General features: G+C 66.0%; 8 protein-coding genes and 3 pseudogenes. 8 read left to right on the plus strand and 3 right to left on the minus strand.

Annotation, left to right across the window (positions count from 1 at the left end; genetic code table 11):
• Positions 1-102 precede the first annotated feature (102 nt).
• The 5 genes and pseudogenes from RIC11_RS03305 to RIC11_RS03325 all read left to right on the plus strand — a co-directional run.
• Positions 103-807 (plus strand): annotated as a pseudogene (locus RIC11_RS03305) (IS256 family transposase); the annotation flags it as partial.
• Between the two features lie 70 nt (positions 808-877).
• Positions 878-1,982 (plus strand): IS3 family transposase gene (locus RIC11_RS03310; protein ID WP_502879365.1). Its coding sequence is split into 2 segments (ribosomal slippage): positions 878-1,165 and positions 1,167-1,982, totalling 1,104 coding nucleotides; the frame shifts between segments, so codons are not numbered across the junction.
• Positions 1,983-2,147: 165 nt separating this feature from the next.
• Positions 2,148-2,675: pseudogene (locus RIC11_RS03315) on the plus strand (IS256 family transposase); the annotation flags it as partial.
• Positions 2,676-3,029: 354 nt separating this feature from the next.
• Entirely contained in the window at positions 3,030-4,079 is a 1,050-nt protein-coding gene (locus RIC11_RS03320) for a linear amide C-N hydrolase (RefSeq protein WP_350208412.1), read from the plus strand.
• 47 nt (positions 4,080-4,126) lie between these two features.
• Positions 4,127-5,692, plus strand: coding sequence for a mechanosensitive ion channel domain-containing protein (locus tag RIC11_RS03325; RefSeq protein ID WP_350208413.1), 1,566 nt, complete (start codon positions 4,127-4,129; stop codon positions 5,690-5,692).
• A 208-nt stretch (positions 5,693-5,900) separates the two neighbouring features.
• Here the strand turns inward: RIC11_RS03325 and RIC11_RS03330 are convergent, their stop codons facing one another.
• The 3 genes and pseudogenes from RIC11_RS03330 to RIC11_RS20690 all read right to left on the minus strand — a co-directional run.
• Positions 5,901-7,379: a DUF1501 domain-containing protein gene (locus RIC11_RS03330; RefSeq protein ID WP_350208414.1), complete on the minus strand. Its 1,479-nt coding sequence runs from the start codon at positions 7,377-7,379 to the stop codon at positions 5,901-5,903.
• Between the two features lie 6 nt (positions 7,380-7,385).
• Positions 7,386-10,094 (minus strand): DUF1553 domain-containing protein, encoded by a 2,709-nt coding sequence (locus RIC11_RS03335; protein WP_502879366.1) that lies wholly within the window; start codon positions 10,092-10,094, stop codon positions 7,386-7,388.
• A gap of 198 nt (positions 10,095-10,292) precedes the next feature.
• Positions 10,293-10,625 (minus strand): annotated as a pseudogene (locus RIC11_RS20690) (c-type cytochrome domain-containing protein); the annotation flags it as partial.
• 577 nt (positions 10,626-11,202) lie between these two features.
• Here RIC11_RS20690 and RIC11_RS03340 point away from each other — a divergent pair.
• From RIC11_RS03340 to RIC11_RS03350, 3 genes are all read left to right on the plus strand, one after another.
• Positions 11,203-12,189: an aldo/keto reductase gene (locus RIC11_RS03340; protein ID WP_350208416.1), complete on the plus strand. Its 987-nt coding sequence runs from the start codon at positions 11,203-11,205 to the stop codon at positions 12,187-12,189.
• Complete coding sequence (locus RIC11_RS03345; RefSeq protein WP_350208417.1) at positions 12,186-12,887, plus strand: SGNH/GDSL hydrolase family protein; 702 nt, start codon at positions 12,186-12,188, stop codon at positions 12,885-12,887. Before RIC11_RS03340 ends, RIC11_RS03345 begins: the two co-directional genes overlap by 4 nt.
• Before the next feature lie 333 nt (positions 12,888-13,220).
• Entirely contained in the window at positions 13,221-14,774 is a 1,554-nt protein-coding gene (locus RIC11_RS03350; RefSeq protein WP_350208418.1) for an MGH1-like glycoside hydrolase domain-containing protein, read from the plus strand.
• Positions 14,775-14,838: the final 64 nt, after the last annotated feature.

Consider the following 14,838-nt stretch of genomic DNA (forward strand, 5'->3'; position numbering starts at 1 on the left):
GAGTTATCGTCGAATGTTGTGGACGGCGTAGGTTGAAGAGGGCGGCGGGTTCGTGGAGAAGGGAGGCATCTGACCTCCAACCCTTCACCGGAACCCACCGCCATGAGCGAAGCTACCGCGACGACGATCTCGTTTCCAGAGCCGGGTGACCTGCTGACGGAGGTCTTGTGCGACGGCGCCCGGCGGCTGCTGGCCCAGGCGGTCGAAGCCGAGGTGGCCGAGTGGATCGACTCCCATGCGGACGTGACCGACGCGTCGGGCCGCCGCCAGGTGGTCCGCAACGGCTACCTGCCCGAACGCCGGATCGTCACGCCGCTGGGGCCGGTCCCGGTGAAGCAGCCCCGCGTGCGTGACCGACGGCCAGAAGGCGAGCAAGAGAGGTTCTCTTCGAAGCTGCTGCCGCCCTACCTCCGCAAGGCGCAGAGCGTCGAGGAGCTGATCCCGTACCTCTACCTCAAGGGGGTCTCCAGCGGCGACTTCACCGACGCCCTGCAGGCGATCCTCGGCCCCGGCTGCCCGGGCCTCTCGGCGTCGACCGTCACGCGGCTCAAGGGCGTCTGGGAGCAAGAGTACGACGCGTGGAGCAAGCGGTCGCTGGAGGGCAAGCAGTACGTCTACGTGTGGGCGGACGGCATCCACACGAACATCCGCTTGGAAGAAGACCGCCAGTGCCTGCTGGTGCTGATGGGCGCTACGGAAGACGGCCAGAAGGAGCTGATCGCGATGACCGACGGCCACCGCGAGAGCGCGCAGTCGTGGAGCGAGCTGCTCTTGGACGTGAAACGCCGCGGCCTCTCGGTCGAGCCGAAGCTGGCGGTGGGGTGTAGTGGACCCCAAAACCTGGACCACCGGCTAGTAGGCAGCCGGAGGTGTTCGGATGGGCAGGAAGCGGCGGAAGTTCTCCGCGTCGTTCAAGGCGCGGGTGGCGTTGGAGGCGGCCAAGGGGGACGCGACGCTGGCCGAGTTGGCGAGCCGGCACGGCGTCTACCCGAACCAGATCTCGGCCTGGAAGAAGCAGCTGTTGGAAGGCGTCAGCGAGCTGTTCGAGGACGGGCGGCAGAGCCGCTCGTCCGACGAGTCGGCCGAGGCCTCGGCCCTCTACGAGCAGATCGGGCGGCTGAAGGTCGAGCTGGACTGGCTTAAAAAAACGGCTGCCCGAATCGACGGCGGCTAAGCGTCGGCTCGTCGAGCCGGGCCACGCCGGGCTGAGCGAGCGGCGGCAGTGCGAGCTGCTCGGTCTGCCGTGGTCGAGCTACCAACGCGAGCCGCGCGGCGAGTCGGCCGAGAACCTTGCGCTCTTGCGGCGGATCGACGAGCTGTACACCCGCTGGCCGTTCTACGGCAGCCGGCGCCTCGCCGATGAGCTGGGCGTCAATCGCAAGCGTGTGCAGCGTCTGATGCGGCTGATGGGGATCGAGGCGGTCGGTCCGAAGCGGCGGACGACCATCGCGGCGCCGGGCCACCAGGTCTACCCGTACCTGCTGAGGAACGTCGAGGTGACGCGGGTCGACCAGGTCTGGAGCAGCGACATCACGTACGTGCCGCTGTCGTGCGGCTGGCTCTACCTGACGGCCGTGATGGACTGGCGGAGCCGGAAGGTCTTGAGCTGGCGGGTGTCGAACACGCTCGACGGGTCGTTCGTCTGCGAGGCCTTGGACGAGGCGCTCGCGGCCGGCACGCCGGAGGTGTTCAACACGGACCAGGGCTGTCAGTACACGGCCAGGGCGTTCACCGAGCGGCTCGAGGAGCGGGGCGTAGCGATCAGCATGGACGGCCGAGGCCGGGCGCTGGACAACGTGTTCATCGAGCGGCTCTGGCGGAGCGTGAAGCACGAGGAGGTCTACCTGCGGGGCTACGACACGGTGGACGAGGCAAGGGCCGGCATCGCTTCGTACTTCGCGTTCTACAACGGCCGGCGGCGGCACTCTTCGCTCGGCCGGCGGACGCCAGCGGACGTCTACGCAGAAGCGAACGCCGCATAGAGATGCGCAACCTCGGCGGAGTCAATACCGATGCCTGGTTAGTACCTCCAAGAGGTGATCCAGGACAGGCGTCCGCGCAGCCCTTGTGAAGAGGGCCGCGGGACGCTCCCCTACTACCTACTATTCAACCCCGCTGGTGGTACAGCGATTGGGGTCCACCTCAGGGGGGACGGGGCGCTCGGCTTCTGGAAGGCGCTCCGCGAGGTCTTCCCCAACACCCGAGAAGGGCGCTGCTGGGTCCACAAGACGGCCAACGTGCTCGACAAGCTCCCCAAGGGCAAGCAGCCCAAGGCCAAACGGATGCTGCACGACATCTGGCAGGCCGACACACGCGAGGAGGCGGGCCGGGCCTTCGACGCCTTCGTCGAGGACTACGAGCTGAAGCACCCCAAGGCGGCCCAGTGCCTGAAGAAGGACCGCGACGAGCTCTTGGCGTTCTACGACTTCCCGGCCGAGCACTGGCGGCACTTACGCACAACCAACCCGATCGAATCGACGTTCGCCACAATCCGCCTGCGTCACAAGCGGACCAAGGGCTGCGGCAGCCGCACCGCGTCGCTGGCGATGATGTTCAAGCTGGCCGAGTCGGCCGCCAAGCGATGGCGGGCGCTCAACGGCTCCGAACTCCTACCGGACGTGCTCCGAGGGACCCCCTTCCAAGACGGCCTCCCGCTCCAAGAAGCCGCCGCCTGATTCAACCGCCGTACACAACTCTTGACGATATCTCGGTTCGCGGTGCGACAAACTTTGCGAACCCCTGCCGTTGGCGTCTATTCTGTCCGCCTCTCAGACCCCCGCAAGTGACTACGGGTGGCTTGCTCGAAAAGTGCTAACGCTTGCTAACAAACGACAATCGTTGCTAACGATTGCAAGAGTTTGGGCGACGCACTAAGCTGCGCCGGACGCTACGAAACAAGGGTTTTTCAGCTGGGCGAGGGGTCTGTCTCATAACCTCGAGGTCGTCGCGTGGAGCCCTCCGCCAGTAAGGGTGGCGCCTTAGCCAACAACCGCTTACGGTTGTTGAGTCCGTCCCCGGAGCCCACAGCCATGCAGCCAATCCAGTTCGCTTCGCTGATTGCCGCGCTTGTCTGCGCTTCCATCGCGACGCCCCTTGAGGCCTGTTCGCGGGTGTTGTGGAACGACAACGGCCACGGCGTGCTGGTCGGCCGGAACATGGACTGGTTCGAGGACATCCAGAGCAACATCTGGTTCTTGCCTCGCGGCATGCAGCGCAGCGGCCTGGCGGCGGTCAACCCGCTCGAGTGGACCAGCAAATACGGCAGTGTGATCATCACCGCCTACGACGCGGGAACCGCCGACGGGATCAACGAGAAGGGGCTCGCTGTCCACATGCTCTACCTGCCGGAGACCTCGGTCGGCCAGCGGGATCCGAGCGTGCCGGGCCTCAGCATCACGATGTGGCCGCAGTACTACCTCGACCGGTTCGCCACCGTGGCCGAGGCGGTCGAGGCGATGCAGGACGAGCCGTTTCAGTTGCGGATGGCCAGCCACGAAGGGAGCGGCAAGGCCGCGACGATCCACCTGGCGATGGACGACCCCACCGGCGACTCGGCCGTGCTGGAGTGCATCGACGGCGAGATCAAGGTCTACCACAGCCGCGAGCACACGGTGATGACCAACCAACCGACCTTCGACAAGCAGCTCGAGAACCTGCGACAGTACCGGGGTTTCGGCGGCGACAAGAAGCTGCCCGGCACGCACGAACCGGGCGACCGATTCGCCCGCGGCGCCTACTATGTTCGCCACCTGCCGCAACCAGAAACGGATCGGGAGGCGGTGGCGGCATTAATGAGCGTGATGCGGAACGTGTCGGCGCCGTTCGGCATCGCCGACCCCGAGCGGCCGAACGTCTCGACGACGATCTGGCGTACGGTGACGGACCTTTCAAACGCCGTCCTCTACTACGACTCGGTCTTCAGCGCACAGGTCTTCTGGATCGACGTCAAGAAGGTCGACTTCGGCGCGGACCGACCCGTCCGGAAGCTCCAGGTCATAGGCAACTACGACCTGATGGGCGAGGTCTCCGCCGAGGCAGAGGCGGCGCCCATGTTCGAGTTCATCGGCCCCGAGGAATGACGCCCGCATCGGCGGCTTGGCGAATCTTCGTATCAAAGGAGAATCCAATGACACGACGCCTTGCACTCATCTCTTGGCTGCTGCTTGTCGCATGCACGGCCGCGGCCGCCGACCAGAGCGACGAATCGCCCGCCGGCGGAGCAACGAAGGGGCCCGACCGGGCCGCCGCCCCGCTGACAACCAGGGACCTCGACGTCGAGGTCGCCGACCTCCGCGTGATGGTCAAGCCGCTCACGAGATCGGAGCTGCTGGTCGAGGCGGACGCGTGGTTCGAGCTGCTGCGAGCCAAGGCGCGACAGATCGCAGTGGTCCGCCTCGGCGTGAGGAAATCTAGCGAAGCGGCGGCGTCGACAGACAACGGCGCGGCGGAAGCCGCCTTGAAAGAGGTCGAGCAACTCAAGAAGTCGGTCGACGAGTCGGCCGCGGACACCGAGGAGCAACTCACGCGTTCGGCGAAGGAGAGCCTCGGGGTCGAGCAAGACGCCGCCGTCGAGGGAGCCGAACCCGCCGAAGAACAGACGGCGGAGCCGAGCGACCAGTCGCCCGAGCCCGCCGACGCCGCCGCCGAAACGAAGGGACAGTTGCTGGAGGATATCAACCGGCTGCAGGACGAACGGATGGCTCTCTACGACCGGTTGGAGGTCGTCCTCGACTCGCTCGAGGAGAAAGGGGGCGACGCTGCCGAGTACCGGCAGTACGCGGACGCGGTGTCGCGCGTCGAGCTAGAAACGTCCGACAGCGAAGCGGCGTTCTCGGCCATCCTGGGGTGGCTCGCCTCGCGCGAAGGAGGCCGCCGATGGGCGTGGAACCTAATGAAGTTCGCCGTCACGCTCGCCGTCGCTTACACGCTCGCCAAGTTCCTCGGGTCCGTCGTCAATTGGCTGCTGGAGCGCAAGATCAACCTCAGCAAGCTCGCAGAGAGGCTGATCGCCAACACGATCAAGTACGTCTTCTTGGTGGTTGGCTTCGCGGTCGCTTTGACGGCGCTCGAGATCGACGTGACGCCCATCCTGGCGGCCATGGGCGCCGCCGGGTTGGTGGTCGGGCTCGCCCTGCAGGACTCGCTCAGCAACGTCGCCAGCGGGTTGATGATCCTGATCAATCGCCCGTTCGACGTGGGCGACATCGTCTCGGCGGGCGGCGTGACCGGGACCGTCCACCAGATGAACCTCGTCTCGACAACGTTCAAGACGTTCGACAACCAGACGATCCACGTCCCCAACAACGAGATCTGGAACAGCGTGGTCACCAACGTGACCGCCAACGACACCCGCCGGGTCGACCTCGAGTTCGGGATCGGCTACGACGACGACTTCGACCGGGCCGAGCAGATCATCGAAGAGGTCGTCAACGAGCACGACCTGGTGCTGGACGACCCATCGCCCGTGGTGGTGACGCACGCTTTGGCCGATTCCTCGGTGAACATCGTGTGCAGGCCGTGGGCGAAGACGTCCGACTGGTGGCAGGTAAAGACCGACATCACGCGCGAAGTGAAACGCCGCTTCGACGCCGAGGGCATCACGATCCCGTTCCCGCAACGCGACATCCACGTTTACCACCGGTCGGCTCCGAATGGGCACGCCGTCGGGGATGGCGTGGACCAACAGGCCTAGCTCGCGCCGAGCGACAAAGCGGCTACCGGTTTGGACGCCAATGATCGCCGGAGACCGCCGGCACGTGCTTCTCGGCGCCTGGGCATCGATCAGCGCCATCGGGGTCGTTAGATGACGCAACCCGTGGCGTGCGAGCGCCTTGGCTCGGCTTACCGGTAGGGCCCCATAACCCCGAGGTCGTCGACGGGCGACAGCCATGTCGGATCGATCAGGCGATCAGCCTGCGGATCACACGCGCCGGGAGCACCCCTGTCAACCGCTGGTCCAGCCCCTGGTGTCGGACCGACAGTCGCTTGTGGTCAAAGCCGAGAAGCTCCAGCACCGTGGCGTGGAGGTCTCTGACGTGAACAGGGTCCTTGGCAATATTGTAAGAGAAATCGTCGGTCTCGCCGTAAATCGCTCCGGCGTTGGTCCCTCCACCGGCCATCCACATCGTGAAGCAGCGGGGGTGGTGGTCGCGCCCGTAGTTCTCCGCGGTGAGCTGCCCCTGTGAATAGATGGTTCGGCCGAATTCGCCGCCCCAGATGACGAGCGTGTCGTCGAGCAAGCCTCGTTGCTTGAGGTCCTGAACAAGCGCGAAGCACGGCCGGTCGATGTCGCGGCACTGGTCGGGCAGGCGTCCGGCCACGTTGGCGTGGGTGTCCCAATTGTTGTGGTAGACCTGCACAAACCGAACGCCCCTCTCCACCAGCCGCCGGGCAAGCAGGGCGCTGTTCGCGAACGTGCCTGACTCGCGGGCTGCCTCGCCGTACAGCTCGTACGTGCCGCCGGTCTCCGAAGAGAGGTCGGTGAGTTCCGGCACACTGGCTTGCATGTCGAACGCCAGCTCGTACTGCTGGATCCGCGTGAGCGTTTCCGGGTCCGAGTGTCGCTGATGCGCGATCCGGTTCAGGTCGCTGAGGCCATCGATGACGCGCCGGCGGAGCCCGCGAGAAACGCCGGGCGGGTCGTCCAGGTAGAGAACGGGGTCGCCGGCTTGGCGGAAGCTAACCCCCGCGTGTTTGCCGTCGAGGAAACCGGCCGACCACAGGCGGGAAGAGATCGCTTGGACCTGTTCTTTGTTGGTGCTCTCTGCAACCAGAACGACGAACGTCGGTAGCTGGTTGTTGAGCGACCCCAACCCGTACGAGGCCCACGACCCGATGCAAGGACGACCGGTGATCTGGTTGCCGGTCTGCATCAGGGTGATCGCCGGCTCGTGGTTGATCGCGTCGGTGTGGACGCTCCGCACGAAGGTCAAGTCGTCGACCATCTTCTGCGTCCAGGGCAGCAGCTCGCTGACCCACATCCCCGACTCGCCGCATCGCTGGAACGCATACTTCGATGGCGCTATCGGGAAGCGCTCCTGACCCGAAGTCATCGTGGTCAGACGCTGGCCTGAACGTATCGATTCGGGCAGGTCCTGGTCGAAACGCTCCTCCATCGCCGGCTTATAGTCGAACAGGTCCATCTGGGGCGGACCGCCGACCATGTGCAGGTAGATGACGCTCTTGGCCCGGGGAGCGAAGTGCGGTCCAGGGACGCTGGCGCCAGCGGCGGGCGAGTTTGGCGAGAGGCCGAGCGTCGCGAGCGTCGCGGCGCCGAGGCATCCTCCCCCGTTGGCGAAGAAGTGCCGACGCGTGATCGCGCGACGGGCCTCGCGCGCCGCGTGCGGAGGGCCGGATCGCTCTTGCATCGAGCTTGCCATAGCCGGTTACTTCGTCAGGGATTCGTCTAGGTTCATGACCAGGTTGGCGACTACTGTCCAAGCGGCGAGCTCGGCTTCTTCGAACTCGTCCGGCGGGGACGATCGGCCGACGCTGAGGAGACCCGCGGCAGCCTCGGGCGCCAGCCCGTACTCACTCCGGGCCGCCGCGAGAACACGTCCCAGCCGCTCCATCTCTTCGGTCTCGAAGCGACGCGACAGCACACGGATCGCCAAGTCCTGCAGGCGAGACTCGTCGTCCTCTGATGATCGCATCGCATTGGACGCCGCGACTCGGGCCGCTTCGACCAGCTGCTCGCTGTTCATCGTGGCCAAGGCTTGGAGCGGCGTGTTTGTCGCTTGGCGCACGACGGTGCAGGTCTCGCGCGAGGGCGCATCCAACACGCTCATCAACGCCGGGGGCGCAGAGCGTTTCCAGAAGGTGTAGACGCTCCTGCGGTACAAGTCTTCGCCCTGGCCAGCTACATAGTCCCGCGTGTTGCTCCCGATCATCGCCACCGATTCCCAGACTCCCTCGGGCTGGTAGGGCATCACACTAGCGCCGCCGACGCGGTCCACCAGCAACCCGCTCGCGTGCAGGGCGGCGTCTCGGATCATCTCGGCGTCGAGTCGCTTGCGTGGCCCACGGCTCAGCAGCCGGTTCGCGGGGTCGAGCCTCAAGGACTCGGGCCGCGCGTTGGCCGATTGCTTGTAAGCCGAAGAGGTGACGATCAACTTCAGCAGCCGCTTAACGTCCCAGCCGGACTCGACGAACTCGACCGCCAGCCAATCTAGCAAGGCGGGGTGGCTGGGGTACTCGCCGGTAACGCCGAAGTCGCCAGGCGTAGCCACCAGGCCGACGCCAAACACCTCCTGCCAGAAGCGGTTGACCGTCACCCGCGCGACGAGCGGCTGACCCGGGCTGACCAGCCACGACGCAAGTCCCAAACGGTTCGGGAGCAAGCCGTGTTCGAGCGGTGGCAGGAAGGCGGGCGTCGCGGGCGAGACCCGCTCCCGCCGTTGGTCGTATTCTCCTCGCTCGAGCACGTACGCATCGGGCTCTTGGGGGCGTTCAGCACTTATATAGGCGATCGAGCCGGCGGCGGCGAGGTCGTCACGCACGGCGGTCAGCCTTTGCAGTTCTTCAACCAACCCCCGGTGTTCGGTGTCGTGCGTCCAACTCCACCAACTACGCAAAGCGCGAGTCTCGTCGTCGGTTAGCCCCGAACCGAGTTTGGATGCCGCAGCGATTGCCGCGGGCGCCGTCGCCAGGGCCGTGGCTTCACGAGGGAGCAGCGACCGATCGAAGACTCTCAGGTCTTCCAACGCGACCACCACGCTCTGGTTTTCGCCGTCGGGCGCTCCGATCGTCAGTTGCACCGGTGCGGTCGGGTCGTAGCTCCGCAGGTCGTCGGCCTGCACGAGCTTGGGGTCGGCCACGCCGTCGACATAGAGCTCTGCCCCGGCGGCCCGGCTGGAGCCGTCGTAGACCGCGGCGACGTGCACCCACTTGTCCTCGGGCAGCGGCTGGGTGGTCAGCACGCCAATCGCATTGACGGGCCACGATTCGCAGAGGCGGAATACGAGGTGGCCGTTCTCGAGCCTCAGTTCCCAGCCGTGGATCGGGTGCGCCTCTCTCGTGTTCGACACGAGGACGCCCGACTTGGCGGCTGCGCTGCGCCGGATCCAAAGGCTGACTGAAAAGGGCTCGTCCATCCGAAACCGCTGCCCGCTGGCGAATCGTAGCGGCGAGCCCGCCCCGACCTGCAGCACGCTTGCAGAAAGCGCCCCGGCAACCCACTGCGCTTGCTCCGCCCCCTTCGCCGAGAAAGACTGACCACCGGGGGTGTGGGCGAGTGGGGTTGGGGCGTGGTTCAGCGGTGCGTGGACCTGAAGCCCGCTGTCGCACATCGTGAGCGACGCCCCCTGGGAAGGGGGGGCCGGGGGGTCGGCGTCGCCGCTCTCGATTCGCGCCAACCACGTTTCGAACTCGGGTGGTGAAGTTGCTTCTCTCTCCGCGAGCGCGTCGAGCGTCCTGGACAGCTTGCTTTGAAGCGACTCCCATTCGTGCTCCCTTCCCGCCGGGGGCGACACGATCGTGGGGGGCGCCGCCCTCTGGTTCTTGTCGCGGATGTCGTGCGAGAGGTTGTTGAAAAACGCCGACAGTTGGTAGAACTCCCGCTGCGTGAGCGGGTCGTACTTGTGGTCGTGGCACGCGGCGCAACCGGCGGTGAGCCCCATCCACACGGTCGCGACGGTTTCGACCCGGTCCCTCGTATAAAGCACGCGGTACTCGTCCTCGATGATGCCGGCTTCGTCGGTCGTGGTGTTGCAGCGGTTGAAACCCGATCCGATCCGGTCCTCGAGGCTGGCGTCCGGCAGGAGGTCGCCGGCGAGATTGGCGATCGTGAACTCATCGAACGGGAGGTTCTCGTTGAACGCCCGGATGACCCAGTCTCGATAAGTCCACATCTCCCGGCGGTTGTCGAAATGGATGCCGTGCGTGTCGGCGTAGCGCGCGTAGTCCAACCAATACCGGGCGCGGTGCTCTCCCCAAGCGGGCGTGGCGAGTAAGCGATCGACGTACCGCTCGTACGCCTCGTTGGAAGTGTCTTCGAGAAATCTCTCGAGGTCCTTGCGCGACGGGGGCAGTCCGGTCAGATCGAAGCACACCCGACGGGCCAACTCGTGCTTTGACGCCTGTGGGTTCGGCGTCAATCCGGCCTGTTCGAGGCGGGCGCCCACGAAGCAGTCGATGGGGTTGCTCTCCCAGCCGGGGAACGCGACTTGCGGGGGAGCGCCTCGGACCGGCGGGATCCACGCCCAGTGACGCTCATACCGCGCTCCCTCGCTTACCCAGCGACGAAGAAGCTCTTGCTCCTTAGTACCGAGGGGATTTGCTGTCTCCGCCGGCGGCATCCGGTCCAACCCGTCTTCCGACTCGACCCTGCGGACCAACTCGCTCTGCTCGGGGTCGCCGGGAACAATAGCGCCGGCGGCTACGGCGTCGTCGCGTCGATCAAGGCGGAGCCCCGCCGACCTGCTTTGTTCGTCTGCCCCGTGGCAGGCGAAGCAGGACCGCTGAAGGATTGGCCGGACGTCTCGGTTGTAGTCGACCGAGAGGTCGGCCCGGGCGGCGTCAATCGCCGAAGCCGGAGCGCTTGCGGCGGTCACGATCAAGGCGAGAGCGCGGCTGCTTTTTAGGGCGCTGGCGACCGCGACGACCGAAGGCAAGGTAGCGAATGGCATGGGTTCGCCGGTAGCGTGCGAGGTATCGCAGCGACGGGTGGCTGCTCTTGCGGCGATGCTCGAGGGTCGGCGACAAGGCTCGCCGACGCCCCATGAAGTGATTCGATCCGCTTCAAGCGACAGCGCCTGCGGGGCCGCCTGGGTGATTCAATCGGAGACTTGCGCGCTCCGTCGCGCCGCGATGGGCGGGGTCCGGTCCTCTTTCTAGACGAGAAGCAAGTCGCCCGTGGCGGCGCCGCCCACGGCGCGCAGGAGTCGACCGACGCCAACCAGTGGTTTCGAGCATCCGGCATCGTCGGGGTTGCGGCAACGGCGGCTCGGACCCGATCGCGGAGAAGGCAAGGATTGAGGCCGCGTCCGCATCTCGCCAGTCGCGGAAGTTCCTACGATGAATGTCAGCATCGCTGGGAACACGCGTTGGACCCGTGCAACGCCGCGAAGACGCAACGCCCCGAACAAGCGACGCCGCCCCGTCGTTGAACGCCCCGGGCCGAGCGTATCGAGACAGCTCAGGCAGAGATCCCTCACGGCTGAGCCTCGGCCGCCCAACCATCGACTACAGAGAGCTGTAAGGGCTGTGCGGACGCGACCACTCGGCAGGACCGGCATCGACGTGAGTGTCTACGGGCTCGGCACGTGGGCCATGGGGGGCGGCGTTTACGGAGCCGCTGACGACGCCGAGTCCGAACGCGTCATCCGCCGCGCGGAGGAGCTGGGAGTCTCGCTGATTGACACCGCCCCCATGTATGGGATCGCCGATCGGCGCGACGGCCGCGCCGAGCGCATCGTCGGCCGGGCGATCGCCGGAAGGCGTGACCGATGGACCGTGGCGACCAAATACGGTCGGCGCCTAAACGGCGCAGACGATTGGGAAGCGATGGACTGCGATTTCTCAGCCGCCAACTGCCGGCGGAGCGTCGAGCAGTCGCTCGGGCGGCTCGGGGTCGACGAGATCGACATCCTCTTCGTCCACTCCCCGTTCCGCGAAGACTTCGACGCCGACGACGCCTTCGCCGGCATGCAACGGCTAAAGGAAGAAGGCAAGATCAGGGCGATCGGATTCAGTTTCTTGGAGTCGATCGCCGACACGCTTCCGCTGGTGCGGCCCTACGTCGAGAGCGGAGTCGTCGAGGTCCTGCAGGTGAAGCAAAGCCTGCTCACCCCGGAAACCGACCGGCTTCTGCGACCGCTCGTGCTGGGGACAGGCGTAGCTGTCGTCGCGCGAGAGGCTCTGGCCCGCGGGTTCTTGACGGCGTCGTTCGGGCCGGACGATCCCTTCGGTCCCGACGACTGGAAGTCGCGGCTGGACCGCTCGCTGATCCGCCGCGAGCTCGGACGCGCCGCACAGTTCGACTTCTTGATTGACTCGAACCGGGGCGTGCAGGGACTGGCCGAGGCAGCGCTGAACTGGGTGGTATCGCATCCGGAGGTTTCGTCGGTGATCCCCGGGCCGCGGACCGTGGCCGAACTCGAGCAGTGCCTTTCGGCGGTGGACGCCGCCCCGTACGACGAGGCTACGATGGAACGAGTCGAGGCGATCCGCAGCAAGTGGGACGAGGCATGACACGCGACGTGGAGGGATTCGTGGGTCGGCTCGCGAGCGGGGAAGAGCTCTGCGCGGTGCTCCTCGGCGACAGCATCACCGCCGGCAGCCAGATCGACCCCCACGCCGATCCCACGATCGTTTACCACCAGCAGTGGCACGACCGACTGGTCCAAACCAATAGCGACGTTGCCCTCCGCCGCGTGAACCGGGGCGTGCCAGGCGACAAGGTCGGCGACGGCGCCGCCCGTTTCAACTCCGACGTTTTGCCGCACCAACCCGACCTGCTGGTGATCGCGTTCGGCATCAACGACTGCTGGGAGGGGCCCGCGGCGCTGAGCCGTTTCGGTCGCGGCCTTGAGACGCTCGCACTCCGAGCAATCGACGAGACCCCGGCATGTGTCGCGCTGATGACCACCAACATGATGAACCACCGCGTCAGCGAGGAGGTGCTGCAAATGGCGCCCTTCGCCAGGCAGTCGATGCGCGCCCAGGTGAGCGGATGGACCACGCTCTACATGCGGCGTGTCCGCGAAGTCGCCGAGAGCCTGCAGCTGCCGATCGTCGACGGCTACGCGAAGTGGCAGGCTTATGCGGACCGCGGGAACGACCCTGACGGACTCCTGGCGAACGGGGCGAACCACCCAAACCGTCAGGGGCACGCGTTGCTCGCCGAGGCGTTGTGGGAAACCGTGGGCGTCCCCTCCGGCAGCGGATGAGTCGGCCGGTGGTCCGAAGGGGCAAGGATTCCGCCCGCTCGTCGTCGGATGAGCATCTGACTTCTTCGTATCTTCGTAACGCAGTCGCTCCCACTCAGCTCCGGGGTCCCGGGCATCCGGTTGCGGCCCCCGCTCCGTCACGCCCGGCCGGTCGGGCGGCAACGAACCGAAGCGGCAAACCGAAAGCAAGCAAGCGAACCAACCGAGCATCCTATGTCAGACATCCGACGTCGCGAATTCCTCGCTAGCGCAGCAGCCGCGGCATCGGCCGCCTCGGTGGGCGCTGCGCCGGCCCGAGCCGCTAACCCGAGCGGAGCGTCCGCAGATGCGGAGTTGGCAAACCGGGGTTTCCGTTTCTCCGACAAGCTCTACGAGGTCTACGTCTACGATGACCTCTACTACCAGAACGAATTCATCAAGATGCCGCGAGACCCGTCGCCCCTCCCGACGTTCGCGGAATCTCGCGATCTCCTCCCCGATCCGTACTGGGAAGGCAACGAGGTCGCGATCGACTGTTGGTGGAAGATCTGGGAACTCGCGTTCCAGAACCTCCGCAAGCCGACCCCCGAGAGCGGTTTTCCCGCCAACTACATCGACACCGCGTTCAACGACGCGATCTTCATGTGGGACTCGGCCTTCATCTTGATGTTCGGCCGCTACGGGCGCCGCGCGTTCGACTTCCTGCGAACGCTCGACAACTTCTACGCGAAGCAGCACTACGACGGTTTCATCTGCCGGGAGATCGGACAGCCTCTGGGCGACGACCGGTTTCAACGCTACGACCCGACGAGCACCGGCCCCAACGTGCTCGGTTGGACCGAGTGGGAGTACTACCTGAACTTCGGCGACAAACAGCGGCTCGCGAAGGTCTTCCCCGTGCTGACCTCTTACCACCACTGGTTGCGGACCTACCGGACCTGGCAAGACGGGTCCTACTACAGCTCGGGATGGGGGTGCGGCATGGACAACCAGCCCCGCCTGCCCGCGGGTTTGGTCGACAAATGGGGCCAACGGCTTCACGAGCAGTTCAGCCACGGCCACATGACCTGGGTCGACGCGTGCCTTCAGATGCTGTTGTCGGCGAAATTGCTGCAGGCGATGGCGAAGGAAGTCGGGCGAGAATCGGACGTCGGCGACATGCGTCGCGAGGCCACCTTCCTCCAAGAGTTCGTCAACAACTCGCTGTGGAACGAGGACCACCAGTTCTACTGCGACCGCTTCCGCGACGGCCGACTCAGCCACGTGAAGAGCATCGGGGCGTACTGGGCGTTGCTCGCGGATGCGACGCCTCCGGAGCGACTCGGAGCGCTTGTGGCTCACCTCGAAAACCCCGCCGAGTTCAACCGGCCCCACCGCGTCCCCACGTTGTCGGCCGGCGATCCCGATTACCAGGCCGACAACGGCGGCTACTGGAAGGGAGCCGTTTGGCCGCCGACGAACTACATGGTCTTGCGAGGGCTCACCCAAATCGGAAACGACCGACTGGCCCACGAGATCGCGATCAACCACCTGCGTAACGTCCACAGGGTTTTTGCGGAAACGGGCACCGTGTGGGAGAACTACGCGCCAGAAGCCGCAAAGCCCGGGGCGGCGAGGAAAGACTTTGTCGGCTGGGGCGGGCTGCCGGGGACCGCGGTGCTGCTCGAGTACGCCTTCGGGCTCCGCCCCGACGTGCCGGCGGGCAAACTTGTCTGGGACGTTCGGCTGACCGACGCTCACGGGGTGAAGAAGTACCCGTTCGGTCCCAACGCCATCGTCGACCTGCAATGCCCACGCCGCGCTTCGACCCGAGTCGAACCGAACGTCACCGTGCGGAGCAATGAATCGGTCTCGGTCGAGGTCCTTTGGGAGGGCGGCTCGAAGACCGTCGCCGCCACCGTCGTGTGAGCCCGACAGCAATCGGAGGAAGCGCGGGGGACGGCGGCGAGTCCGCGGTAGCGGCGGTGGCTGC

Source organism: Botrimarina sp. (genome assembly GCF_040219535.1).
GTDB lineage: Bacteria > Planctomycetota > Planctomycetia > Pirellulales > Lacipirellulaceae > Botrimarina.